The sequence below is a fragment of the Streptomyces sp. SirexAA-E genome (assembly GCF_000177195.2).
Classification (GTDB): domain Bacteria; phylum Actinomycetota; class Actinomycetes; order Streptomycetales; family Streptomycetaceae; genus Streptomyces; species Streptomyces flavovirens.
Genome location: NC_015953.1, coordinates 3,755,685 through 3,780,030 on the forward strand (window position 1 = coordinate 3,755,685; position 24,346 = coordinate 3,780,030).

At 71.5% G+C, this 24,346-nt stretch carries 19 protein-coding genes, 1 tRNA gene and 1 pseudogene; 8 read left to right on the forward strand and 13 right to left on the reverse strand.

The window, feature by feature from the left end:
- Positions 1-16: 16 nt before the first annotated feature.
- The gene (gene cydD, locus SACTE_RS16690; protein WP_014047213.1) at positions 17-3,529 is read left to right on the forward strand and encodes a thiol reductant ABC exporter subunit CydD; all 3,513 of its coding nucleotides are present in this window, start codon (positions 17-19) and stop codon (positions 3,527-3,529) included.
- A gap of 104 nt (positions 3,530-3,633) precedes the next feature.
- Positions 3,634-5,340 (forward strand): GAF domain-containing protein, encoded by a 1,707-nt coding sequence (locus SACTE_RS16695; protein ID WP_014047214.1) that lies wholly within the window; start codon positions 3,634-3,636, stop codon positions 5,338-5,340.
- Between the two features lie 15 nt (positions 5,341-5,355).
- Here SACTE_RS16695 and SACTE_RS16700 read toward each other — a convergent pair whose 3' ends face one another.
- From SACTE_RS16700 to SACTE_RS16715, 4 genes and pseudogenes are all read right to left on the reverse strand, one after another.
- Entirely contained in the window at positions 5,356-6,201 is an 846-nt protein-coding gene (locus SACTE_RS16700) for an HAD hydrolase family protein (RefSeq protein WP_014047215.1), read from the reverse strand.
- 132 nt (positions 6,202-6,333) lie between these two features.
- Positions 6,334-7,245: an LLM class flavin-dependent oxidoreductase gene (locus tag SACTE_RS16705; RefSeq protein WP_014047216.1), complete on the reverse strand. Its 912-nt coding sequence runs from the start codon at positions 7,243-7,245 to the stop codon at positions 6,334-6,336.
- Positions 7,246-7,287: 42 nt separating this feature from the next.
- Positions 7,288-7,830, reverse strand: a complete 543-nt coding sequence (locus SACTE_RS16710; RefSeq protein ID WP_014047217.1) for an RNA 2'-phosphotransferase — start codon at positions 7,828-7,830, stop codon at positions 7,288-7,290.
- 332 nt (positions 7,831-8,162) lie between these two features.
- A pseudogene (locus SACTE_RS16715) lies at positions 8,163-9,041 on the reverse strand (alpha/beta fold hydrolase); the annotation flags it as partial.
- A 225-nt stretch (positions 9,042-9,266) separates the two neighbouring features.
- On the opposite strand from SACTE_RS16715, the gene SACTE_RS16720 reads away from it, so the two are divergent.
- From SACTE_RS16720 to SACTE_RS16745, 6 genes are all read left to right on the forward strand, one after another.
- Positions 9,267-10,274, forward strand: coding sequence for an ABC transporter ATP-binding protein (locus SACTE_RS16720; RefSeq protein WP_014047219.1), 1,008 nt, complete (start codon positions 9,267-9,269; stop codon positions 10,272-10,274).
- The gene (locus tag SACTE_RS16725) at positions 10,274-11,170 is read left to right on the forward strand and encodes an ABC transporter permease (protein ID WP_014047220.1); all 897 of its coding nucleotides are present in this window, start codon (positions 10,274-10,276) and stop codon (positions 11,168-11,170) included. The genes SACTE_RS16720 and SACTE_RS16725 overlap by 1 nt, the downstream gene beginning before the upstream one ends.
- A complete protein-coding gene (locus SACTE_RS16730) occupies positions 11,167-12,078 on the forward strand; it encodes an ABC transporter ATP-binding protein (protein ID WP_014047221.1) in 912 nt (303 codons plus the stop codon). The genes SACTE_RS16725 and SACTE_RS16730 overlap by 4 nt, the downstream gene beginning before the upstream one ends.
- A gap of 30 nt (positions 12,079-12,108) precedes the next feature.
- Positions 12,109-12,828 (forward strand): ABC transporter permease subunit, encoded by a 720-nt coding sequence (locus SACTE_RS16735; RefSeq protein ID WP_014047222.1) that lies wholly within the window; start codon positions 12,109-12,111, stop codon positions 12,826-12,828.
- A 367-nt stretch (positions 12,829-13,195) separates the two neighbouring features.
- Positions 13,196-13,888: a hypothetical protein gene (locus tag SACTE_RS16740; protein WP_014047223.1), complete on the forward strand. Its 693-nt coding sequence runs from the start codon at positions 13,196-13,198 to the stop codon at positions 13,886-13,888.
- 281 nt (positions 13,889-14,169) lie between these two features.
- Positions 14,170-14,255: transfer RNA gene (locus SACTE_RS16745), tRNA-Ser, on the forward strand.
- 85 nt (positions 14,256-14,340) lie between these two features.
- On the opposite strand, the gene SACTE_RS16750 is transcribed toward SACTE_RS16745, so the two are convergent.
- The 9 genes from SACTE_RS16750 to SACTE_RS16790 all read right to left on the reverse strand — a co-directional run bounded on the left by SACTE_RS16750 (position 14,341) and on the right by SACTE_RS16790 (position 24,113).
- Positions 14,341-15,156, reverse strand: a complete 816-nt coding sequence (locus SACTE_RS16750; RefSeq protein WP_014047224.1) for an HAD family hydrolase — start codon at positions 15,154-15,156, stop codon at positions 14,341-14,343.
- Positions 15,153-16,430: a serine--tRNA ligase gene (gene serS, locus SACTE_RS16755; RefSeq protein WP_014047225.1), complete on the reverse strand. Its 1,278-nt coding sequence runs from the start codon at positions 16,428-16,430 to the stop codon at positions 15,153-15,155. Before serS ends, SACTE_RS16750 begins: the two co-directional genes overlap by 4 nt.
- A 613-nt stretch (positions 16,431-17,043) precedes the next feature.
- Positions 17,044-17,979, reverse strand: a complete 936-nt coding sequence (gene pheA, locus SACTE_RS16760) for a prephenate dehydratase (RefSeq protein ID WP_014047226.1) — start codon at positions 17,977-17,979, stop codon at positions 17,044-17,046.
- Positions 17,980-18,036: 57 nt separating this feature from the next.
- Positions 18,037-19,290 (reverse strand): iron uptake transporter deferrochelatase/peroxidase subunit, encoded by a 1,254-nt coding sequence (efeB, locus tag SACTE_RS16765; protein WP_019992479.1) that lies wholly within the window; start codon positions 19,288-19,290, stop codon positions 18,037-18,039.
- A gap of 56 nt (positions 19,291-19,346) precedes the next feature.
- Positions 19,347-21,281: a copper resistance protein CopC gene (locus tag SACTE_RS16770; protein ID WP_014047228.1), complete on the reverse strand. Its 1,935-nt coding sequence runs from the start codon at positions 21,279-21,281 to the stop codon at positions 19,347-19,349.
- A gap of 14 nt (positions 21,282-21,295) precedes the next feature.
- Positions 21,296-21,739 carry a copper chaperone PCu(A)C gene (locus SACTE_RS16775; protein WP_014047229.1) on the reverse strand — a complete coding sequence of 148 codons (444 nt, stop codon included), beginning with the start codon at positions 21,737-21,739 and terminating at the stop codon, positions 21,296-21,298.
- On the reverse strand, positions 21,736-22,395 hold the full coding sequence (locus tag SACTE_RS16780; protein WP_014047230.1) for an SCO family protein: 660 nt from the start codon (positions 22,393-22,395) through the stop codon (positions 21,736-21,738). Before SACTE_RS16780 ends, SACTE_RS16775 begins: the two co-directional genes overlap by 4 nt.
- A gap of 45 nt (positions 22,396-22,440) precedes the next feature.
- Positions 22,441-23,175, reverse strand: a complete 735-nt coding sequence (locus tag SACTE_RS16785) for a YcnI family protein (protein ID WP_014047231.1) — start codon at positions 23,173-23,175, stop codon at positions 22,441-22,443.
- Between the two features lie 101 nt (positions 23,176-23,276).
- Positions 23,277-24,113, reverse strand: coding sequence for a hypothetical protein (locus tag SACTE_RS16790; RefSeq protein ID WP_014047232.1), 837 nt, complete (start codon positions 24,111-24,113; stop codon positions 23,277-23,279).
- Positions 24,114-24,346 lie beyond the last annotated feature (233 nt).

Consider the following 24,346-nt stretch of genomic DNA (forward strand, 5'->3'; position numbering starts at 1 on the left):
TGGGGAGCTGTTTCACGTGAAACCGATCGACCCGCGCCTGCTCCGGTACGCACGTGCCACCCGCTTCTTCCTGGCGGCCGCGGTGGCGCTCGGGCTGGCCGGGGCGGCCCTGGTGATCGCTCAGGCCATGCTCGTCGCCGAGGTGGTGGTGGGCGGATTCGAGGACGGCCTCGCCGTCGACGGACTCCGCACACCCCTCCTGCTGCTCCTCGCGGTCGCTCTCGGCCGCGCGCTCGTGGCCTGGCTGACGGAGCGTGCCGCGTTCCGGGCGAGCGCGGCGGTCAAGTCCGAGCTGCGCGGCCGGCTCATGGAACGGGCCACGGACCTCGGCCCGGGCTGGCTGGGCGGACAGCGCACGGGCTCCCTGGTGGCGCTGGCCACCCGTGGGGTCGACGCCCTCGACGACTACTTCTCGCGCTACCTTCCGCAGCTCGGGCTGGCCGTCGTCGTACCGGTGGCGGTACTGGCCAGGATCGTCACGGAGGACTGGGTGTCGGCGGCGATCATCGTGGTGACGCTGCCTCTGATCCCCCTCTTCATGGCCCTCATCGGCTGGGCCACCCAGTCCCGGATGGACCGTCAGTGGCAGCTGCTCTCGCGGCTCTCCGGGCACTTCCTCGACGTGGTCGCCGGACTGCCGACGCTGAAGGTCTTCGGCCGGGCCAAGGCACAGGCCGCGTCGATCCGCACCATCACCTCGCAGTACCGGCAGGCCACCCTCAAGACGCTGCGCATCGCCTTCCTCTCCTCGTTCGCCCTGGAACTGCTGGCGACGCTCTCGGTGGCCCTGGTCGCCGTGACGATCGGGATGCGGCTCGTCCACGGCGAACTCGACCTCTACACCGGGCTGGTCATCCTCATCCTCGCGCCCGAGGCCTACCTGCCGATCCGGCAGGTGGGCGCCCAGTACCACGCCGCGGCGGAGGGGCTCTCGGCCGCGGAGGAGATCTTCTCCGTCCTGGAGACGGAGCCGGTGTCCGGCGGCACATCGGCCGTGCCCGCCTCACTGCGTCTGGAGCTGGACGAGGTGACCGTCCGGCATCCGGGGCGCACCGAACCGGCGCTGGACGCGGCCTGCCTGGTGGTGGAACCGGGCGAGACGGTCGCCCTGGTCGGCCCGAGCGGGGTCGGCAAGTCCACGCTCCTCGACGTGGTGCTGGGCTTCACCCGGCCCGACGAAGGGCGCGTACGCGTCGGTGGGAGCGACCTGTCGGCCCTCTCGCCGGAGCGCTGGCGCGAGCAGATCGCCTGGGTGCCCCAGCGACCCCACCTCTTCTCCGGGACGATCGCGGACAACGTACGGCTGGCGCGCCCGGACGCGGACGACGACGCGGTGGAGACGGCTCTGCGGGAGGCGGGGGCGTACGACTTCGTGGCCGCGCTGCCGGACGGGGCACGCACCGCGCTGGGAGAGGACGGCGCCGGTCTCTCCGCGGGCCAGCGGCAACGGCTCGCCCTGGCACGGGCGTTCCTCGCCGACCGGCCGCTGCTGCTCCTCGACGAGCCGACGGCGAGCCTGGACGGCGAGACGGAGGCCGGCATCGTCGACGCGGTACGGCGCCTGTCCGCGGGACGGACCGTGCTGCTGGTGGTCCACCGCCCGGCGCTGCTCGCGGTCGCGGACCGGGTGGTGACGCTGGAGCCGCGGGCGACCGGGCGGCCGGAGCCGGACGCCGGGACCGCAGGGGCGGCCCGGGAAGCCCGGAGCGGGCCGGGACCGGAGTCTGTGGCGGTCCAAGAGTCCGCCCCACTGGAACGGACGGAGTCCCGGGGCCGCGGCAGCGTGTTCGCGCGGATCCGCGAGGCCGCCCGCGCCGAGCGGGGGAAGCTGGCCCTGGCGCTGCTGCTGGGAAGCCTCGCGGTCGGCTCGTCCGTCGGTCTCATGGCCGTCTCCGGCTGGCTGATCTCGCGCGCCTCCGAGCAGCCACCGGTGCTGTACCTGATGGTGGCGGTCACCGCGACCAGGGCCTTCGGCCTGGGCCGGGCGGTGTTCCGGTACGCGGAGCGGCTGGTCTCCCATGACGCGGTGCTCAGGATGCTCGCCGAACTCAGGGTCTCGGTCTACCGCGGGCTGGAACGCGTCGCGCCCGCCGGTCTGCGTACGGCACGGCGCGGGGACCTGCTGTCGCGGCTGGTCTCCGACGTGGACGCCCTCCAGGACTACTGGCTGCGGTGGCTGCTGCCCGCCGGCACCGCGCTCCTGGTCGGGGTGGGTGCCGTGGGCTTCACCGGCTGGCTGCTCCCGGAGGCGGGGGCCGTGCTGGCGGCCGGGCTCCTCCTCGCGGGGGTCGGTGTGCCTCTGGTGAGCGGCGCATGTGCGCGGAACGCCGAACGCAGGCTGGCCCCCGCCCGGTCGGCTCTCGCGGTCCGGGGCGCCGACCTGCTCACCGGGACGGCCGAGCTGACGGTCGCCGGCGCGCTGCCGGAACGCAAGCGGCAGGCGCGGGCGGCCGACGCGGTCCTCACCGCGATCGCCTCGCGCGCCGCGACGGCGACCGCGATCGGTGGCGGACTGTCCGTACTGATCTGCGGCCTGTCCGTCGTGGGAGCGGCACTCGTCGGCCTTGCGGCGGTGCACGACGGACGCCTGGCCGGTGTGGAGCTCGCCGTGATCGTCCTCACCCCGCTCGCGGCCTTCGAAGCGGTGAACGGCCTGCCGCTCGCCGTGCAGTACCGCCGAAGGACCGGGCGGAGCGCGGAACGCATCCACGAGGTGCTGGACGCCCCCCTGCCGGTGCGGGAACCCGACGCACCGGCCGATGCGCCCGCCTCACCGTTCCCGCTGGTTCTGCGAGACCTGTCCGCGCGGTACGACGGGGCGGGACGCGACGCCCTGGTCGGCGTCGACCTGACGCTGGTCCCCGGGCGCCGTGTGGCGGTGGTGGGGGCGTCCGGCTCGGGGAAGACCACCCTCGCGCAGGTGCTGCTCCGTTTCCTGGACCCGAGGCAGGGGACGTACCGCCTCGGTGGTGTGGAGGCGTCCGCACTGGACGGGGACACGGTCCGGACGTTCGTCGGGCTGTGCGCCCAGGACGCGCACGTCTTCGACAGTTCCCTCCGGGAGAACCTGCGGCTCGCCCGGACCGGTGCGACGGACGACGAACTGAGCGAGGCCCTGGCCCGTGCCCGGCTGCTGGACTGGGTCCGGTCGCTGCCGGACGGCATCGACACCCTGGTGGGCGAACACGGCGCCCGGCTCTCGGGCGGGCAGCGCCAACGGCTCGCGCTGGCGCGCGCCCTCCTCGCCGACTTCCCCGTGCTGGTCCTCGACGAGCCGGCGGAGCACCTCGACCTGGCGACGGCCGACGCACTGACCGCGGACCTGCTGGACGCCACCCGGGGCCGGACGACCGTGCTCATCACCCACCGGCTGGCCGGACTGGACGCCGTCGACGAGATCCTGGTGCTCGACGGGGGCCGGGTCGTGCAGCGGGGCCCCTACGCGGAGCTGGCCGCGGTGGACGGTCCGTTGCGCGGAATGCTGGAGCGCGAGCGTCGACAGACGCGGATGGCGCCGCTGGGGGTGTAGGCGGGGCTTCCCGTCCGTCACGAGGCCTGCCGCAGGAGTCCGGCACTTCCGCGTCGCTTCAGATCCGACTTTCCGGACGGATCGGCGCTCATTAGGCTCGGCTCATGGCCGAGCAGGACGCGAAGGACTCGCCCGATTCCGCGACGCGGGCCACCGGAAGCCTGCGCGGGCTCTCCGACGAGCTCACCGCGCGCGTGCCGGAACTGCTGGAGGCCACGAGGTCGGTCGGCACCGGACTGGAACTGCACTCCACCCTCGACCGCATCTGCGGGACCGCCGCGGAGCTCACCCGTGCCCGCTACGCGGCGATCGGCGTCATCGACGAGGCCGGCGAGGGGCTTTCCGACTTCGTCACCCACGGAGTGCCCGGCGAGATCGCCCACGCCGTCGGGCGCCGCCCCGACGGCCGTACCGGTCTGCTCGGCGCGCTCATCCACGAGCCGGGGCCGATCACCCTGGAGGACCTCACGGAGGACCCGCGGTTCGCCGGCTTTCCGGCGGCCCACCCGCGGATGCGTACGTTCCTCGGGGTTCCGGTCCATGTCCAGGGCGACCTCTTCGGCAACCTCTACGTGGCCGAGAAGGCGGGCGGAGAGCCATTCGGCGTCACCGACCGCCACCTGTTGCGGGTGCTCGCCACGGAGGCCGGGATCGCCATCGGCCATGCGCGGTCGTACGAGGCGGCCCGGCAGCGCGAACGGTGGATCGACGGTTCGGTGGCCGTGACCACGGCCCTCCTGTCGGGTGGGGACGCCGACGACGCACTGACCGTCGTGGCCGAACAGGCCCGCCGCCTCGCCGACTCCGCCGCCGGCGTCGTGCTGCTGCCGGCGGAGGAGGGCGGCCTCGAGGTGGTGGCCGTCGCGTCCGACGACCCGGCCCCGTCGCTGGGGGTGATCATTCCACCGACGAGCCCGGTGGCGGCCGCGCTGCTGAGGGGCGAGCCGGTCTTCATGGACGACGTGGCGGGCGACAGCCGTGTGATCACCCGGCTCGCCGACCGCTTCGGTCCGCACATGCTGCTGCCGCTGAGTGTCGGCGGACGGGTGCTCGGCGCGCTCGCGATGCCGAGGGCGAAGGGGGGCCGGCCCTACAGCGAGGCGGAACGGCTGCTGGCCACCCAGTTCGCGGCGCAGGCGGCGCTCGCGCTGATGACGGCCGAGGCTCAGCGCGACCGGGAGCGTCTGGCCGTCTACGAGGACCGGGACCGCATCGCACGCGACCTGCACGACCTGGTCATCCAGCGGCTCTTCAGCACCGGGATGATGCTCGAACAGGCCCAGCAGCGGTCCGCGGTGACCGCGGTGCGCGAGGGGGTCGGGCGGGCCGTCGACGAACTGGACGTGACCATCCAGGAGATCCGCACGGCCGTCTTCGCCTTGCAGCAGGAACCCGCCGAGGTGCCGGGACGGCTGCGGACCCGGGTGATGCGGGAGATCGGTATGGCCGCGGTGCCCCTCGGCTTCAAGCCGTCGCACCGCTTCCTGGGGCCGGTCGACTCGCTCGTCGGGGAACTCGCGGGCAAGAACCTGATCGCCGCGCTGCGCGAGGCGCTGTCCAACGCCTTCCGCCACGCCCGTGCCTCCCGTGTCGAGGTGACCGTCGACGCCACCGCGGTCCTGCCGGACGGGCGGGACGCGGTACGGCTGTCGGTCGCCGACGACGGGGTGGGCATCCCGGAGAGCGGGCGGCGCAGCGGGCTGCGCAACCTGGCCCGCCGCGCCGAGTCGCTGGGCGGGGCGAGCTGGTTCGGTCCAGGGACGGGCGAGGACGGCGGAGGGACGACGGTGTACTGGCAGGTCCCCCTCTGACGAGGGTGTCCGGCCTCAGCGTTCCGCGAGGATCCGCTCGATGACGACCGCGACGCCGTCCTCGTTGTTGGTGAGGGTGACCCCGGTGGCGGCCGCCACCGCGGCCGGGTGGGCGTTGCCCATCGCGAACGAGGCGCCCGCCCAGCTCAACATCTCCACGTCGTTGGGCATGTCACCGAAGGCGACCACCTCGGCCGGGGCGATACCGCGCTCGGCGCAGCAGGCGGCGAGCGTGCCGGCCTTGGAGACGCCGGGACCGCTGATCTCCAAGAGCGCGGTGGGGCTGGAGCGGGTGACCGAGGCGAGGCCTCCGGCGGCCTCGCGGGCCAGCGTGAGGAAGTCGTCGGGGGTCAGCTCGGGGTGGTGGGCGAGCACCTTCAGGACCGGCGCGCCGACACCCGGCCGTTCCTCGTGGAGCAGCTTCTCCGCGACCGCCACGGTGGCGCCGGGGTCCAGGTGGAACGGCGGGTAGGAGGGCTCGTAGTGGATGCCCGTGGCCAGTTCGACGGCGAACGACGTGCTCGGGGCGGCATCGCGCAGGATCCGGACCACGTCCAGGGCCGCCGCGCGTTCCAGGGGCCGGACCTCGACCAGGCGGCCGTCCGCGTGCAGGTCGGCGACGGCCGCGCCGTTCGCGCAGATCGCCATTCCGTGTCCGTGCACATGGGCGCTGACGACGTCCATCCAGCGGGCCGGCCGTCCGGTGACGAAGAAGACCTCGATCCCCGCCTCCTCGGCGGCTGCGAGAGCCGCGATCGTACGGTCCGACAGGGTCTTGTCGTCGCGCAGCAGAGTGCCGTCCAGATCGGTGGCGATCAGCCGGGTGACGGCGGGAAGAGGCGGGTCGATAGCTGAGGTCACCCCGTCATTCTCCCGTACCAGGTCGCACGGTCGTGCAGAGGGGCGCACATCTGAGAGGGCGGGCCTCTGAGCTCGGTACATGACACTGGCATATGCCAAAGGCTGGGCCGTGCGAAATCCGGGTCGGAGCGGTCAGCGGAGCTGGGAGAGGGCCTCGGTGGCGATCCGTTCGAAGACCGCGCCGTCGGCCGCGAAATCGGAGTCCGGGATCGGCCAGTGCAGGACGATCTCGGTGAATCCGAGGGCGAAGTGGGTGCCGGCGAAGTCCACGAACGCGTCGAGCGACTGGAGCGGGCGGTCGGGGGTGAAGCCGGTCAGGAGGACCTTGTCGAGGTCCGAGACGTCCCGGCCGACGGCTTCCCCGGCCTCACCGAGCCGGGAGATCTGCCCGCGGAGCGCCGCCACCGACTGCTCGGGGGTGCCGGCCTCGTAGAGCTTCGGGTCTCCGGTGGTCACCCACGCCTGCCCGTACCGCGCGGCGAGCTTCAGCCCGCGCGGCCCCGTCGCGGCGACCGCGAAGGGCAGCCGGGGCCGCTGGACGCAGCCCGGGATGTTCCGTGCCTCGTTCGCCGCGTAGAACCGGCCCTCGTGCGTCACCGACGGCTCCCGGAGGAGCTGGTCCAGGAGGGGGACGAACTCGTCGAAGTGGTCGGCGCGCTCGCGCGGGGTCCACGGCTCCTCGCCGCGTCGGAGCAGGGTCGTGGCGTCGAAGCCGTTCCCCCCGGCACCGATGCCCAGGGTGACCCGGCCGCCGGACACGTCGTCGAGCGAGATGAGGTCCTTGGCGAGCGTCACCGGATGCCGGAAGTTGGGCGAGGTGACCAGCGTGCCCAGACGCAGCCGCTCGGTGGCGCACGCGGCGGCCGTCAGGGTGGGGACGGCGCCGAACCACGGACCGTCGCGGAACGTGCGCCACGCGAGGTGGTCGTAGGTGTACGCGGCGTGGAAGCCCAGCTCTTCGGCTCGGGTCCACAGGGCGCGTCCACCGTCGTTCCATCGGTGGACGGGCAGGATCACGGTGCTCAGGCGGCGGGAGGACGTCATGCGCCCGACTCTACGGTGACCCCCGCGAAGGCCGGGTCCTGGTTACGCGGGCAGCCGCAGGAAGCGCGGCGGGACGGCGGCGGTGAGCCACACCCCGTTGGTGCTCACATGGAAGAGGTGACCCGCGCGGTGCATGGCGCCCGCGTGTACGGACAGGACGACGGGGACGCCGCGCCGGGCGCCGACGCGGGCGGCCGTCTCCCGGTCGGGTGAGAGATGGACGTGGTGGCGCGCCATGGGCCGTAGCCCCTCGGCGCGGATCGCGTCGAGCACCCGGCCCACCGTGCCGTGGTACAGGTACTCGGGAGGCTCGGCCGGCGGCAGATCGAGGTCGACCGTCACCGTGTGGCCCTGGTTGGCGCGGATGCGGTCGCCGTCCAGGGTGAACCGTTGCTTGTCGTTGGCCGCCACGACATGGTCGAGCTCGGCCCGGGACACGGCGAAGCCGTTTCGGGCGCAGGCCCGCAGCAGGTCGTCGACGGGCACCCAGCCGTGGGCGTCGAGGGTGATGCCGATCCGGTCCGGTTGATGCCGCAGATGTCTCGACAGGTACTTGGACACCTTTACGGTGCGGTGTGCGTCCATCCGGCCAGCGTGCCCGCAAGGGCGCCCTGGGCGCATCCGGAATTCACGCGGCGTTCGGGACATCGTTGAGGCGGTCGAGGTTTGATCCACAACCAAGTCGAGTTATCCACAGGCTGGATGGCAATTCTGTGGACAACTCGCCCGAGCCGCAGGGGATTTACACAAGCTTCCTCACTGACAGGGAAGTTGAGGTGCCTCGTAGCAAAGGCGTTTTCTCGCACGTGAGTTGGACGTCACACGCCAAAAGGCGGTGAGGGTCGGCGTGTTGGCCGCAGATGTTCAAACGCGGGCGTCCGCCGCGGCGTTCGCCGTCGTCAGGAGACGTCCTTGGCGAACTCCGTGATCCAGGAGGCCAACTGGTCCGGGCGGGTACGTGGGACCCAGTGCTTGGCCGGCAGGGAGCGCCGGAGCAACGTAGGGACCCACGACTCCAGTTCGTCGTAGAGCGAAGGGGACAGGAACGCGTCACCGGTCGGTGTGATCAGCTGGACGGGCACGTGGGCGTGGGCGTCGTGGCGTGGACGGCGCAGCCGCGTACGGACGTTGTCACGGTAGAGCCAGGCGCCGTGGGCCGCGTCCCTGGGCAGGGAGGATGTCGGATAGCCGTCCGCCGGGACCCTCTCCATGCGTTGGAGGATCCGAGGCCACTGCCTGCCGAGTGGACCGCGCCAGGCCATCTCGGGCAGCACGGGTGTGTGCAGGGCGTACACGTACCAGGACTTGGCTCCCTGACCGGCCAACTCCCGCAGGTCACGGGGAGTCCGCCGGGACACCCGGCGCTTGATCCAGTGGCCGAAGTGGTCGAGGCCGGGCCCGGACATCGAAGTGAACGACGCCACACGGCCCTTGGTCCGCTCCACCGTGACGAACTCCCAGGACTGCACCGAGCCCCAGTCGTGTCCGACCAGGTGGACGGGCCGGTCAGGGCTCACCGCGTCCACGACCGCCAGGAAGTCGTCCGTCAGCTTCTCGAGCGTGAAGCCGCCGCGCAGCGGCCGGGGCGCCGTCGAACGGCCGTGGCCCCGCACGTCGTAGAGGACCACGTGCCACTGCTCCGCCAGTCGGTCCGCGACCCGCGACCAGACCTCCTTGCTGTCGGGATATCCGTGGACGAGGACGATCGTCGGCCGCGACGGGTCGCCCAACTCGGCGACACACAGCTCGATCCCGCCCGTACTCACCCAGCGCTCGCGCGCGCCCAGAAGCTTCACGCCGCTCCCTCGTCGTTGTCGGCATCGCGCTACGTGTCCGTAACGTGACACCGCCGAATGTGGCAACCCACCGCCTCCGCGTCAAGGGATGCCGGGAACCTGTGGACAACGGCTCGTCCTCCGTGGGGCCCCCTTACGGGTCCGTACACCTCTGGTCTGATCCCGATACGACCGTCTGGGCTGACGACTCCCGCGGGGCGCGCCAGTACCTTCGTGGATGTGACTGTGATCGCGACCGAAAGCCTGAGCAAGAGGTTCCCCCGGGTGACCGCGCTTGACCGGCTCACCTTGGACATCGGACCGGGTGTGACCGGTCTGGTGGGTTCCAACGGAGCCGGCAAGTCCACCTTGATCAAGATCCTGCTGGGTCTGTCCCCCGCCACCGAAGGCCGGGCCGCGGTGCTCGGGCTCGACGTCGCCACGGAAGGCGCCGCGATCCGGGAGCGGGTCGGGTACATGCCCGAGCACGACTGCCTGCCGCCCGATGTGTCGGCGACGGAGTTCGTCGTCCACATGGCGCGGATGTCCGGCCTGCCGCCGACGGCGGCGCGCGAGCGGACCGCCGACACCCTGCGGCACGTCGGACTCTACGAGGAGCGGTACCGCCCCATCGGCGGCTACTCGACCGGCATGAAGCAACGGGTGAAGCTGGCCCAGGCCCTGGTCCACGACCCGCAGCTGGTGCTGCTGGACGAGCCGACCAACGGTCTGGACCCGGTCGGCCGGGACGAGATGCTCGGCCTGATCCGCCGCGTCCACTCGGACTTCGGGATCTCCGTCCTGGTCACCTCGCACCTCCTCGGCGAACTGGAGCGCACCTGCGACCACGTCGTCGTCATCGACGGCGGAACGCTGCTGCGGTCCAGCTCCACCAGCGAGTTCACCCAGACCACCACGACCCTGGCCGTCGAGGTCACGGACAGCGACGAGCACCCCGACGGGACGCACGCCCTGCGCCGGGTGCTCGCCGACGCCGGTGTCACCCTCCTGGGTCTCGACGGGCTCGACGCCGAAGGGCTGCCGGGCGCCGGCCACATCCTCCTGCTGGAGGCGACGGGCGAGGAGACGTACGACCTGGTCCGCGACAGCGTGGCCGGGCTGGGGCTCGGCCTGATCCGCATGGAACAGCGGCGCCACCACATCGCCGAGGTCTTCCGGAGCGAGGCGGCCCCGCAGGCCGCCGCGGTCGCGACGGCCGGAGCAGGAACAGGAACAGAAGGGAAGCGGTCGTGATGAGCGCCGACACCGGGAGCGACGCCTCCCGGATCCACAACATCGGATACCGCTCGTACGACGGCGTGCGGCTGGGCCGCGCCTACGCCCGCCGTTCGCTCTACTCGCAGTCGCTGCGCGGGTCGTTCGGCCTGGGGCGGTCCGCCAAGTCCAAGGTGCTGCCGATGCTGCTGTGCGGGGTGATGTGCCTGGTGGCACTGATCATCGTCGCGGTCGCCATGGCCACACCGAACATGACCGAACTGCCGCTCAAGTACACCTCGTTCGCGATCTACCTCCAGGCCGTGATCGGCCTCTTCGTCGCTTCGCAGGCGCCGCAGTCCGTGTCGAGGGACCTCCGCTTCAAGAGCGTGCCGCTGTACTTCTCGCGGCCGATCGAACGCGTCGACTACGTGCTGGCCAAGCTGGGCGCGATGGCATCCGCCCTGTTCGTCCTCACCGGGCTGCCGCTCCTGATCCTCTATGTGGGCGCGCTGCTCGCCAAGTTCGATCTCGCGGACCAGAGCAAGTGGTTCGGACAGGGGATGGTCTCGGTGGCCCTGCTGTCGGTCCTCTTCGCGGGTCTCGGACTCGTCGTCGCCGCGCTGACCCCGCGGCGGGGCTTCGGCGTCGCCGCCGTCATCGCCGTACTGACCATCACCTACGGAGCCGTGTCGACCGTCCAGGGCATCGCCTGGTCGACCGGGTCGGCCAGTGCCGTCCCGTGGCTGGGCCTGTTCTCGCCGATCACGCTCATCGACGGGGTGCAGACCGCCTTCCTCGGCGCCTCCTCCGCCTTCCCCGGCGGCGAGGGACCGGGTGCCGCGGCAGGCGTGGTCTATCTGCTCGTTGTTCTCGCGCTCGTCGTCGGCTCGTACGCCGTCCTGATGCGCCGCTACCGGAGGGTCGGGCTGTGACCACCATCGAGATCGACCACACCTCGCGCTGGTTCGGCAACGTGGTCGCCGTCAACGACGTGAGCATGACCGTGGGCCCCGGCGTCACGGGGCTGCTGGGCCCCAACGGCGCGGGAAAGTCCACGCTGATCAACATGATGGCCGGATTCCTGGCCCCGTCGACCGGAAAGGTCACCCTCGACGGCAAGCAGATCTGGCGCAACGAGGCCGTGTACCGGGACATCGGCATCGTGCCCGAGCGGGAGGGGATGTACGACTTCCTGACCGGCCGGGAGTTCGTCGTCGCCAACGCCGAGCTGCACGGCCTGGGAGACGCGGCCGCGCACAAGGCGCTGGCCACGGTCGAGATGGAGTACGCGCAGGACCGGAAGATCTCCACGTACAGCAAGGGCATGCGCCAGCGCGTGAAGATGGCGTCCGCCCTGGTGCACGAGCCCTCCGTGCTGCTGCTCGACGAACCGTTCAACGGCATGGACCCGCGTCAGCGGATGCAGCTGATGGAACTGCTGCGGCGGATGGGGGCGGAAGGCCGGACGGTCCTGTTCTCCTCGCACATCCTGGAGGAGGTCGAGCAGCTCGCCTCCCACATCGAGGTGATCGTCGCGGGACGGCACGCCGCCTCCGGCGACTTCCGGAAGATCCGCCGGCTGATGACGGACCGGCCGCACCGCTATCTCGTGCGCTCCGGCGACGACCGGGCGCTCGCCGCCGCGCTCATCGCCGATCCGTCGACGGCGGGGATCGAGGTCGACACCACCGAAGGGGCCCTGCTGATCCAGGCCGTCGACTTCGGGCGCTTCACCACCCTGCTGCCGAAGGTGGCACGCGAACACGGCATCCGGCTGCTGACCGTCTCACCGTCCGACGAGTCCCTCGAATCGGTCTTTTCCTACCTCGTAGCGGCCTGAGTAGTGGCCTGAAAGGAGCTGTGAAGCGTCATGTACGACCCCACAGTCGCCCGGCTCACCTACCGGGCCCTGCTCGGCCGGCGCCGGGCCGCCATCCTGTTCGTCCTGCCCGTGCTGCTGGTGGCCATCGCCGTGGCGGTACGGGCGTTCGCCGGGGCTGACGACAGCGTCGCCTCGGGCGTTCTCGGCGGGTTCGCCATCGCCACGATGGTGCCGCTGATCGGTGTCATCGCGGGTACGGGCGCCATCGGGCCGGAGATCGACGACGGGTCGATCGTCTACCTGCTGGCCAAGCCGGTGAAGCGGCCGACGATCATCTTCACCAAGCTGATCGTCGCCGTCGCGGTGACGATGCTCTTCTCCGCGGTGCCGACCCTCGTCGCGGGGCTGATCCTCAACGGCAACGGCGGGCAGGTCGCGGTGGCCTACACGATCGCGGCGCTGGTCGCGTCGATCGCGTACAGCGCGCTGTTCCTGCTGCTGGGCACGGTCAGCCGGCACGCGGTGGTCTTCGGCCTGGTGTACGCGCTGGTGTGGGAGGCGCTGTTCGGCAGCCTGGTGCCGGGCGCGAGGACGCTGAGCGTGCAGCAGTGGTCCCTGTCGGTCGCGGAGCGGGTCGCCGGCGAAGGCCTGGTCACCTCGGACGTCGGCCTGCCGCTGGCCACCGTCCTCCTGGTCGGCGTCACGATCGTGGCGACCTGGTACGCGGGCCAGAAGCTGCGGGCGCTGAAGCTCGCGGGCGAGGAGTGAGGCCGACGCCACGACGCATGCAGGACGCAACCCCCGCCCGATGGGCGGGGGTTGTTCCGTGTGCGCGGAGCGCGGGCGCACGGCGCGGGGCGCGGGGCGCGGGGCACGGGGCGGGGCACGGGGCGCGGGGCGGGGCACGGGGCGCGGGGCGTAACCCGTACGGTTATCGGTTCGTTGGGCCGGGCGCGTGGAGGCAACTGGAATCTGTGACGTCGAGCTTTCGTGACATCGGGGAGTGCCGGCGCGGGTGGCGGACATCACTCGTCGGGCCGGTCATCGGGCAAGTGGCCACCGTGAGCGACCTCCACCCCGCAGCCCAGGGGGACAGGGCAGTCCATCGCCGTGTCCCCGTACGAAAGGCATGCCCATGCCCACGGAAGCCGCCCTGCTCGAATCCCCCGCACTGCGGGCCGAGCGGATGGGGCGCGTCGACGCCCTCGACAAGGTCAAGGCCCTTGTCATGCTCCCCGACGGGATGCACCTGCGCACAGAGGATGTCGCCCGGTACTTCGAGGTGTCCACAGCCACGCTGAAGAGGCTCACGGATCGGCATCAGCGTGAGCTGACGGAGAACGGGATGAGGACTCTGCGCGGCGCTGACCTGCGGGTCTTCCATAGCGACATGCTGTCGCTATGGAAGGGTGGCGGGCCGGAAGGTTATCCACAGGCGGCGACCCAGCTGCGGTTGTACACCCGCCGGACCGTGCTCAACGTGGCCATGATTCTTCGCGACAGCGACATCGCCCGCTGCGTCCGGACTCGTCTGCTGGACGCCGAGGAGGAACTTCGGGTCTCCTACGCCTCGCTCGACCGCCGGGTCTCCCAGGTGGAAAGGTGCCTCGCCGGTGTCGGCAGCGCGCTCCAGGAGCTGGGGCCCGTACTCGGCAGGATGTCCTGCCGACTCGACGTACTCGACCGGAAGCTGGACGTCACCCATCAGGTCGTCGGTGCTGTCAGCGTCCGGCCGGCGGAGGTCTCGCAGGACATCGCCCGGCTGGACGCGTGCCTGGACGACGTCGCCCGCCGGGTCAGGGGCCTGGGCCGCTGTACGAGCGGGTGACCCCACTCCGCGGCGGGCCACCCGCCGGGGGCCGTCGCCGGGGGGACGGAAAACCGGTGGCCCCCGGCGGTGTGCTCGGGCACAGTATGTGCGACGGCGCCACGGGGCGGCGCCCACCGGAACCGGGGAGGAGCACGGCGATGACCAGGAGTGAGAGTCCGTCGAGTTCCCCGCAGGGCGGTCCGCAGCCGGCACCGCGGTAGCCACATCAGCTACGCGCGACGCTGCCGCAGCAGGACCCCCGGGTGGCCACCCGTGCGCATCGCGCGGGGCCACCTCCCGGAGGATTGGCCGAGTGGTAAGGCAGCGGCTTGCTAAGCCGTCGTCGGGGTCCACCCCCGCGCGCGTTCGATCCGCGCATCCTCCGCAGAAGACGACAGGAGAGATCCGCCCCCACCGCGCCGTGACCGCCACCCGCGTGCGGAGCCGCCGCACGCGGGTGGGGCGGCGCCTCACAGGCGGGGCGTTGTCCGGAGCAGGTTCTCCAGCACCAGGGCGATGCCGTCGTGCTCGTTGGAGGCGGTGACCTCGTCGGCCACGGCCTTCAGCTCCTCGTGGGCGTTGGCCATGGCCACCCCGTGCCGGGCCCAGCCGAACATGGGGATGTCGTTCGGCATGTCGCCGAAGGCCACGGTGTCCGCCGCCTTCAGGCCCAGGCGGCGGGCGGCCAGCGAGAGGCCGGTCGCCTTGCTCAGCCCCAGCGGCAGGATCTCGACCACGCCCGGCCCCGCCATCACCACGTCCACCAGGCCGCCCACGGCCTGCCGGGCGGCCTCGGTGAGGGCGTCGTCGCTCAGCTCCGGATGCTGTATGTAGACCTTGTTGAGCGGGGCGGTCCACATCTCGGCGACGTCGTCCACGAGGAGGGCCGGCAGCGGCCCTTCCTGCACCCGGTAGCCGGGGCCGACCAGCACCTCGCCGTCGAGTCCGTCACGGCTTGCGGCCAGTGCCAGGGGGCCGACCTCCGCCTCGATCTTGGCCAGCGCGACCCCGGCCAGCCTGCGGTCCAGGGTCAGGGAGGTCAGCAGCCGGTGCTCTCCGGCGTGGTAGACCTGCGCACCCTGACCGCACACCGCCAGACCGTCGTACCCCAGGTCGTCCAGGATGTGCTTGGTCCAGGGGACGGCGCGGCCGGTGACGACGATGTGCGCGGCACCGGCGGCGGTCACCGCCGCCAGCGCCTCACGGGTGCGCGGGGAGACCGTGTGGTCGTCACGCAGCAGCGTGCCGTCGAGGTCGGTCGCGACGAGTTTGTAGGGGAAATTCACTTGGAGACCGGCTCCAGGACCTCGCGGCCGCCCAGGTACGGGCGGAGGATCTCCGGCACCCGCACCGAACCGTCGGCCAGCTGGTGGTTCTCCAGGATCGCCACGATCGTGCGCGGCACGGCGCAGAGGGTGCCGTTCAGCGTGGAGAGCGGCTGCACCTTCTTGCCGTCGCGCATCCGGACCGAGAGCCGGCGGGCCTGGAAACCGTCGCAGTTCGACGCGGACGTCAGCTCGCGGTACTTGCCCTGGGTGGGGATCCACGCCTCGCAGTCGAACTTCCGGGAGGCGGAGGCACCCAGGTCGCCGGTGGCGACGTCGATCACCTGGAACGGCAGCTCCAGGGCGGTGAGCCACTGCTTCTCCCAGTCCAGGAGCCTGCGGTGCTCGGCCTCGGCGTCCGCAGGGTCGACGTACGAGAACATCTCGACCTTGTCGAACTGGTGGACGCGGAAGATGCCCCGGGTGTCCTTGCCGTACGTGCCGGCCTCGCGACGGAAGCACGGCGAGAAGCCCGCGTACCGCAGGGGCAGCTTGTCGGCCTCGATGATCTCGTCCATGTGGTACGCCGCGAGCGGGACCTCGGAGGTGCCGACCAGGTAGTAGTCGTCCTTCTCCAAGTGGTACACGTTCTCCGCGGCCTGCCCCAGGAAGCCCGTGCCCTCCATGGCGCGGGGGCGTACGAGGGCGGGCGTCAGCATCGGGACGAAACCGGCCTCGGTGGCCTGTGCGATGGCGGCGTTGACCAGGGCGAGCTCCAGGAGCGCGCCGACACCCGTCAGGTAGTAGAAGCGTGATCCGGAGACCTTGGCGCCCCGCTCCATGTCGATGGCGCCGAGCGACTCACCGAGCTCCAGGTGGTCCTTGGGCTCGAAGCCCTCGGCACCGAAGTCACGGATCGTGCCGTGCGTCTCCAGGACGACGAAGTCCTCCTCGCCGCCGACCGGCACGTCCTCGTGGACGACGTTGCCGAGCAGGAGCAGCAACCGCTTGGCCTCGGCATCGGCCTCGTCCCGGGCGGCGTCGGCCGCCTTCACCTCGGTCTTCAGCTGGTCGGCCTTCTTCAGGAGCTCGGTGCGCTCCTCGGGGGTGGCCTTGGGGATCAGCTTCCCGAGCGACTTCTGCTCGGAGCGGAGTTCGTCGAAGCGGACGCCGGACGACCTGCGCAGCTCGTCGGCGGAGAGCAGGGCGTCGACGAGCGCGACGTCCTCTCCACGGGCGCGCTGGGAGGCGCGAACACGGTCGGGGTCCTCACGGAGCAGGCGAAGGTCAATCACCCCTCAAGGCTACCGGTGCGGGCATCCACCACTCGAACCGATATCGACGGGTGTGGCGTTTTGCCGGAATTGCCGGAATCGGTAATCCTGCGGGGAATCGCGCGGCGGGACGAGGGGGCGGGGCCTTCGATAAAGAAGACCTAATGTGCGGAAAAGGGGCAAATTCGCCCCGTGGCCCGCGCATCACCGGTACACGCGGCGGGAGTTGGGGGTCGCCGGCTCCGGTTTCTTGTCCACAGGTGGAGGGGGTCGGCTTTAGTTATCCACAGGCTGTGAGGAAGTTCTGTGGACATCGGAAGAGGGCGTTCCGAAAGTCGCGCGAGCGCGCTGCGTTCGTCGCTCAAACCTGATTCACGCACTCATTCGAGTGGGAATTCCTCGCTCTAAAGAGTTGATCAACGGAATTTGGGTGACATGGACGAGACTGCACGTCTGTGCGGGACCTTGGGGCGGTAGGGCGATTTGTCGACCATGCGGCTTACCGCTGTCGACTTGTCCCCAGGTGAAAACGACCCCTGTGGATAACTTTCGGGGTTCGGTCACCCCCCCGGCCTCCCGCGCGGGCACGGCCCCCGGCTTCCGCTCCTCAGACCCGGCCCCCGGCTTCCGCTCCTCAGACCCGGCCGTCCTGGCTGCGGGCCAGCCAGTCCGAAGCCTCGGTGAAGTCCCGGTCCGACGTCCCGATGCGCAGGGGACCTACCTCGTCGGGCGTCACCCCTGCCCTCGGGTAGGAACCCAGGAAGCGCACATTCGGGCAGATCCGCTTCAGCCCCATCAGGGCCTCACCGACCCGGCGATCCGCGATGTGTCCCTCCGCATCCACCGCGAAGCAGTAGTTGCCGATGCCCTCCCCCGTGGGCCGCGACTGGATCAGCATCAGGTTGACCCCGCGCACCGCGAACTCCTGGAGCAGTTCGAGCAGGGCGCCCGGGTGGTCCTCGCCGAGCCAGATGACGACGGACGTCTTGTCCGCTCCCGTCGGCGCCGAGGGCCTGGCCGGACGGCCCACCAGAACGAAACGGGTCTGCGCGTTCGCCGCGTCGTGGATCTCCGTCACGAGCGGTTCCAGCCCGTACGTCGCGGCGGCGAACTCCCCGGCGAAGGCGGCGTCGAACCGGCCCTCCTGGACCAGCCGTGCGCCGTCCGCGTTGGACGCGGAGGACTCCCACACCGCGTTCGGCAGATGGGCGGCCATCCAGTTGCGCACCTGCGGCTGGGCGGCCGGGTGGGCGGTGACGGTCTTGATGTCGGACAGCTCGGTGCCGGGCCGTACCAGCAGCGCGAAGGTGATGGAGAGCAGCACCTCGCGGTAGATCATCAGCGGGGCGCCCGTGGTCAGCTCGTCGAGCGTCGCGGTGATCCCGCCCTCGACGGAGTTCTCGATGGGGACGAGCGCCGCCGCCGCCTCGCCACTGCGCACCGCGTCCAGCGCGGCCGGGACGGAGACCATGGGGACGAGCTCGCGGGTGGCAGCTTCCGGAAGCGTGCGGAGGGCCACCTCGGTGAAGGTGCCTTCGGGGCCGAGATAGGCGTAACGCGTGGCTGACATACGGTCACCCTAATGGGCCGACGGGGCGGGAAGGACCGTTGCCGAGTCCTCCCCCGCTCACCCTTCGAGCAGCCGCTGCCCCACGTACTCCCCGGGCGCGGTGCCCCCCGGAACGGCGAAGAGACCGCTCGCCTCGTGCCGGATGAACGGGGAGAGCGCGTCGCCTCGGTCGAGCTTGCGCTGCACCGGCACGAACCCCCTGAACGGGTCGGCCTGCCAGCAGATGAACAGCAGTCCGGCGTCCGGGGTGCCGTCGTCCGAGAGACCGTCGTGGTACGAGAAGGGCCGTCGCAGCATGGCGGCGCCCCCGTTCTTCTCCGGCGAGGAGATCCGGGCGTGGGCGTTGTCGGGGATCAGCAGTCTGCCGTCCGGTCCCGCCTTGTCCAGGTCCATCTCCGTCGTCTCGGTGCCGCCGCTGAGCGGCGCGCCGTCCGCCTTGCGTCGTCCGATGACCCGCTCCTGCCGGTCGACGGTGAGCTTCTCCCAGTCGTCGAGGAGCATCCTGATCCGCCGTACGACGGCGTACGAGCCCCCCTCCAGCCACGCGTGCGCGGCGTCGTCGGCCTGCACGAAGACCCGCTCCTCGAAGTCGCTCTCCGCAGGCTTGGGATTGCCGGTCCCGTCGAGCTGGCCCATGAGGTTCCGGGCCGTCATCGGCTCGGCCGTGGCACCCGGGGTCCGGTTGAAGCCGTTCATCTGCCAGCGCACCCGGGCCGCCTCCCCGGCCTCCTTCTGCACCGCGCGCAGGGCGTGGAACGCCACGAGCGCGTCGTCGGCGCCGATCTGCACCCAGACATCGCCGTCGGACCGCTTGGCGTCGAGGTGATCGGAGGAGAAGGACGGCAGCGGATCGAGCCCGGCCGGACGGCGGGCGACCAGTCCCGTGCGATCGAAGAAGGTACGGCCGAACCCGAAGGTGACCGTCAGAGAGGACGGTCCGGCGTCGAGCGCCACTCCGGTGTCGTGGCCCGCGCCGTCGCCGGAGGGCCGGCCTGCCATCAGCCGTTCGGCCACGGCCGACCAGCGGCGCATCAGGGCCGCGGCTTCCTTCCGCCCCGCCCCGGGGGCCAGATCGAAGGCGATCAGGTGCCCGCGGGCCTGAAGCGGAGTGAGGATCCCCGGTTGATGTTTCCCGTGAAACATCTCCTCGGTCGAGCCGACCGTCGTCAGCGCGGCCGGCACGTCGTCGCGGGTGGCGGCATAGCCCCCGGCCCCGCCCGCCGCGCCGAGTACCAGGCCGGCCGCACCGGCTGCCCCGGCACCGCCGATCAGCCTCCGCCGGGTGACACCGCCGCCGCTGCCCGGCGTCACGCCTGTCTGCTGCGCGCTCTCCCGGGCGGCTTTCGTCTTCTTCGTGCTCACCTTGCTCAGCCGATCTTCACGTTCTTGTCGATGGTCGTCTGGTCGATGTCCGACGTCCGGACGGTCACGGCGAGCTTCCAGTCGCCCGCCATCGGGATCTGGACGCCGCTCGCCGTCCAGTGCCCCGCGGCCAGGTGGTCGGGAACGACGGGCAGCGGGCCGATGTCCTTGGACTCCAGGGTGAAGGCGAGCTTCACCTCGGGGACGTCCATCGGACCGTCCGGCCCGTCGATCCAGAGATGCACGTCGTTGGCGCCGGTCCGGCCGGGCGTGATGTCGATCCGGACGGTTCCCTTGCCGTCGGTGCCGCCCGTGTCGAACGGCAGGCTCAGGTTGACCTCTCCGCCGGCCGCCGGCGCGGTCACCGCCGCGGTGGCGCGGGCGGCCTCCTCCTCGGTCCGCCCCGGCTCGGTGGAGGTCAGGATCGTCGTGACCACGAGCAGCACCACGGCGATGCCGGTCTCCGTCAGTACGGAGCGGCGCAGCCCGGAGCGCCCGGGATCGGAGTCGCGGGCGCGCTTCTGCCGGGTGGCCGTCAGGGCGGCCCGCTGCCGGGCGAGTTGGACGGCGCGCTGCGGATCAGGCTCGGAGGTTTCGGCGGGTCCGGCGATTTCAGGGGCCTCCGGGCCGTCCGTACCCTCCGAAACCTCTACGGCGCTTACCGCCTCCTCCTCGCCCTCCGCGAGGCGGCCCGTCCACCGACGGGAGAACCACGCGACCGCGAGGAGCACCGCGACGAGCCCCACCTTGATCAGCAGCAGCTGCCCGTACCGGGTACCGGTCAGGGCGGACCACGAGCCCACCTGCCGCCAGGACTGGTAGATGCCGGTACCGACGAGGACGACGACGCTGCCGAACGCCATGCGTGAGAACCGCCGTACCGCGTCGGCCGTGATGTGCGGCGTCCGGTAGAGGGCGACCAGCAGGGCGACGAGGCCGCCCAGCCAGGCGGCGACGGCGAGCAGGTGGGCCACGTCCACGGGCATCGCGATGCCCGGCTGGATACCCGTCGAGGCGTGCTCGGCCAGCGCCCAGGTGCCCGCGATACCGACGGCGATCACCGCTCCGCCGACGGCCAGTCCGAAGGTGAGGTCCTGCTTCTCCTTCTCGTCCTCGCGCTTGGCGTACGCCCCGAAGAGGACGGCGACGAAGAGCGCGGAGGCCCCCAGGAGCAGCAGCCGGGACACCAGGGCCGCTCCCGGCTTGGTGTCGAGGGCGGCCTGGAGCCCGTCCAGGTCGAATGCGTCCGCCAGCTTGCCGGAGCCTGTGTAGGGGTTGCGCAGGAGCAGCATGACCAGGGTGGCGGCGGTGATGGTGATCCAGCCGCGTACGACGAGACGCTGCAACGGCCGTGCCCCGGCCCCGCGCCGCCAGCAGGCGAGGACGAAGGCCGAGCCGCCGGCGAGCAGGATGAAACCGGCGTACGCGGCGTAGCGCGCGATGTCGTAGAGCGTGCCGACGAGGCCGCCGCCCGCGTTGCCGGAGTCGAGCGCGACCGTGGTCTTCGAAGGAGCACCGACGGAGAAGGTGAAGGCTCCGGCGACCGGGTGGCTGTCCGCGGAGACGGCCTGCCAGGCGACGGTGTAGGTGCCGTCCGGCAGACCGCTGTGGAGGGCGACGCCGTACCGCACGGGCCCGCCGTCCGTCAGATCACGGGGCTCGCCGGTGTCGGCGCGTTCGCCGTCGGGCCCCAGGACCCTGATCGAGTCGCCGCCGACGGCGATCTCCTCGGAGAAGGTGAGGGTGACCTCCTCGGGGGCGGTGGCGACCACCGACCCGTCCTGCGGGTCGCTCCCGGTGAGTGCGGCGTGCGCGGACGCCGGGCTCGCGCCGGCCAGCACCAGGCCGAGCAGCAGACTGATCAGCGTGGCGAGGAGCGCGGCCGCGGTGAGCGGCCGTCGTATCGGGGAGGGCCCGAAGTGCGGGGCGGTGGCCGTCATGGGGTGTCAGTACCTCACTTCTTCTTCGGGTTGTAGGTGGTCTCCTTGACGGGCACGTCGACCGAGATCGGGCCGGCCTTCTCGAAGTGGAGCTGCACCGAGACGGTGTCCCCCTGCCGAGGCCGCTTCTTGAGGTCGGCGAACATGATGTGGCCGCCGCCGCGTTCGAGGTCGAGCTCGCCGCCCGCGGGCACCTCGAAGGAGGTGACCATCCGCATCGCCTGGTTCGTCGTCTCGTGGATCGTGACGTGGTCGGAGAGCGAACTGGTCACCGAGGTGAGCCGGTCGGACCCGCCGCTGTTCTTCACGACGAGGAATCCGGCGGCCATGTCACTCACCGGCTGCGGCATGAACGCGCCGGTGACCTCCAGCGCGGGCGCGGCGTCCGAGGAGCACCCCGTCAGCGCCAGCCCGGTGGTGAGGGCCAGGGCGCCGACGAGGGGCGTGCGGCGGTTCACGGGTTCTTCCCCTCGATGAGCGCGGGGAGGTCCTTCGTGTAGTCGTCGGCCGTGGTGTCCTCGCTGTACAGCACGTATCCCTTGTCGGTCTTCGGGGAGAACGCGATGACCTGGGACCCGTGCATGGAGACGACGGTGCCGTCCTTCTCCTTCTTCGGCGCGTCGATGCCGATGCCGATCTGCCGTGCCCCCGCCTGGATGGTCGGGAAGTCGCCGGTGAGACCGGTGAAGCCGGGGTCCTGGGCCTTGAGCCAGCTGCCCAGGGACGCCGGGGTGTCCCTCTCGGGGTCGGTCGTGACGAAGACGACCTGGAGCTTGTCCTGGTCGGCCGCGGGCAGGGCCCGCTTGGCGAGAGCGATGTTGCTCATGGTCAGCGGGCAGACGTCGGGGCAGTTGGTGTAGCCGAAGTAGATGAGCGTCGGCTTGCCCTTGGTCTTCTCCCGGAGGTCGAAGGTCTTGCCGTGCGTGTCGGTGAGGACGAGGTCCGGCTTGGTGAAGGGCTGGTCGAGCACCGTCGCGGCCTGGGTCTTCGTCTCCGCGGACACGTCGGCGACCGCCGAGTCCGCGGAGCTGTCGCCGCCGTTGTCGCAGGCGGACAGGGTCAGTGCGGCCACGGCGGCGAACGCCGCGGCCAGCACCGTCTTCTTGTTGCGCATGGAGAGCTGTTTCCTGGTCTGTGGTGCGGGTGGTGGAGCCGTGGATCAGGCGCTGCGGCGGCGGCCGGCCAGGACGCCGAACGCGACGCCCGCGATGCCGATGACGATGCCGACGACACCGAGGACGCGGGCCGTGTTGTCGCTGTCGCTCGACGAGGCGGTGTCGTCCGAGGAGGCCGTGGTCTCCTTCGCGTGGTCCGCCTCGCCGCTCTTGTCGTCGGCGGACGCGCCGTGGGCGTCGGTGGACGCGGCGGTCAGCTGGAGGACGGGAGCGGGGCTGTCCGGCTCTTCGCCGCCCTCGGTCGGCTCCTCGATCCAGCGGACGACCTCCTTGTTGCTGTACGTCTGCAGAGCCTTGAAGACCAGCTGGTCGGCGTCCTCGGGGAGCTGCCCGACCGAGAGAGGGAACTGCTGGAAGAAGCCCGCCTCGATGCCCTTGCCCTCGGCGGTCCAGGTGACCTTGGAGACGGCCTTGTCGATCTTCTTGCCGTGCACATCCAGCGGCTTGGCCAGCTCGCTCTTGGTGACCTCGATCTTCCAGCCGGGAACCGGCTGCGGGCTGACGGAGGCCAGCGGGTGGTCGGTCGGGAAGTTGACCTCGAGCTTGACGGTGGAGGCGTCGTCACGCTCGTTGGGGACCTTGAAGTTGACGGTGGCGTACCCGCCCTTGGCGGCCTCGCCCTGCGGCTGCACGCTGACGTGCGCGGCGGCGGGCCCGGCGAGGAGCAGGACGGTGGACGCGGCGACGCCGCCGGCGAGGACGATACGGGAAACGTTCATGACAGGGATCACTCCACAGTTCACGGAAGAAGGTGGTCCGGCGCGCGGGTGCGCGACGGCTCGCGACCGCCTCCGCACCGGAATCCGGCGGAGTGGCCGCGTCAGGCTGCGCGTACGTACGCGGACGGCGGCCCGCGCCTGATCACCAGATGCTGCAGAGGGTCCCCGGTCGCGGGCGCCGGGGCGTCCACCGCGGTACGCAGGGGGCGGCGCGGCCCGTTCGCGGGCTGCCCCGGAAGCCCCGCGCGCAGGGCGCGCACGAGGGACATGGCCGCGCGCAGCGCCCGGAGCCGGGCGACGGCGGCGAGCTGCCGGCCGCCGTGGGCCGAGAGTTCGGCCAGCCGGAAGACCGCGACCTCGCCCCGGCGCAGCAGCCAGCCGGTGGCGAGCGCGGCGAGGAGGTGGCCCAGGAACATGGGCAGGCTCGGCAGCAGCCCGGCCGTCATGGCCATGGCCGAAGGGTCCGCCGCCGAAGCGGCGTCGGGGACGGCGGCCGCTCCGGACGCCAGGTGGCTGTGCCCCTGCGCCACGGCCGCCGGGTCGATGCCCGCGGTGGTGACGATGCGGTGCGCCTCGCCGGCGCTCAACTGCGTCGGCCCCGCCCCGCACACCAGGCTCGCCGCGAACCGGACCAGCGAGTCGTCCCCGGACGCCGTCGCGGTCCCCTGGGTGTGCCGGCCGAGGCCGAACAGGGCGTGCAGGGCCAGCTGTCCGGCGGCCAGCGCGCCGACGATCGAGGGGAGGGAACGCTCGCGCCCGGCGAGCACCGCCACGGCGGCGAAGACCCCGAGGAAACCTGCGGCCAGGGTCCAGCCGGGAACCCCGGCACCCGCGGCGAGGCCGTGTCCTGCCGCGGCCAGCGCGACGCAGACCGCGGTGAACACCGTGGTCCTCATGAGCCGCAGACCGGCTCCGGCGCGTGCGACAGGCATAGACATGGCCGGGACATCATCGCACTGCGACCCCGGGTCCCGTACGGCAGGTCCGGAAGGTCGCCTTCTGTCCCCATCAGGGGTGATCGGAGTGTGTTGGGCCTGTTCACAGGGTCCGTGCGACGGCCGGCGGGATCGGAGCGGACGCCGTGCCGAGCAGGCCGTGGACGGGAGTCCGGCCGGTCATACACCGGGATGCGGGGCGTTCGCGTCCGCCGAATGAGCGCTGTCACGGCGCT

Coding starts and splice junctions, on each gene's coding strand:
- SACTE_RS16695 (WP_014047214.1), top strand. CDS start 3,634: ATGGCCGAGCAGGACGCGAAGGACTCGCCCGATTCCGCGACGCGGGCC.
- SACTE_RS16705 (WP_014047216.1), bottom strand. CDS start 7,245: ATGACGTCCTCCCGCCGCCTGAGCACCGTGATCCTGCCCGTCCACCGA.
- SACTE_RS16710 (WP_014047217.1), bottom strand. CDS start 7,830: ATGGACGCACACCGCACCGTAAAGGTGTCCAAGTACCTGTCGAGACAT.
- SACTE_RS16725 (WP_014047220.1), top strand. CDS start 10,274: ATGAGCGCCGACACCGGGAGCGACGCCTCCCGGATCCACAACATCGGA.
- SACTE_RS16735 (WP_014047222.1), top strand. CDS start 12,109: ATGTACGACCCCACAGTCGCCCGGCTCACCTACCGGGCCCTGCTCGGC.
- SACTE_RS16740 (WP_014047223.1), top strand. CDS start 13,196: ATGCCCACGGAAGCCGCCCTGCTCGAATCCCCCGCACTGCGGGCCGAG.
- pheA (WP_014047226.1), bottom strand. CDS start 17,979: ATGTCAGCCACGCGTTACGCCTATCTCGGCCCCGAAGGCACCTTCACC.
- SACTE_RS16770 (WP_014047228.1), bottom strand. CDS start 21,281: ATGACGGCCACCGCCCCGCACTTCGGGCCCTCCCCGATACGACGGCCG.
- SACTE_RS16780 (WP_014047230.1), bottom strand. CDS start 22,395: ATGCGCAACAAGAAGACGGTGCTGGCCGCGGCGTTCGCCGCCGTGGCC.
- SACTE_RS16785 (WP_014047231.1), bottom strand. CDS start 23,175: ATGAACGTTTCCCGTATCGTCCTCGCCGGCGGCGTCGCCGCGTCCACC.
- SACTE_RS16790 (WP_014047232.1), bottom strand. CDS start 24,113: ATGTCTATGCCTGTCGCACGCGCCGGAGCCGGTCTGCGGCTCATGAGG.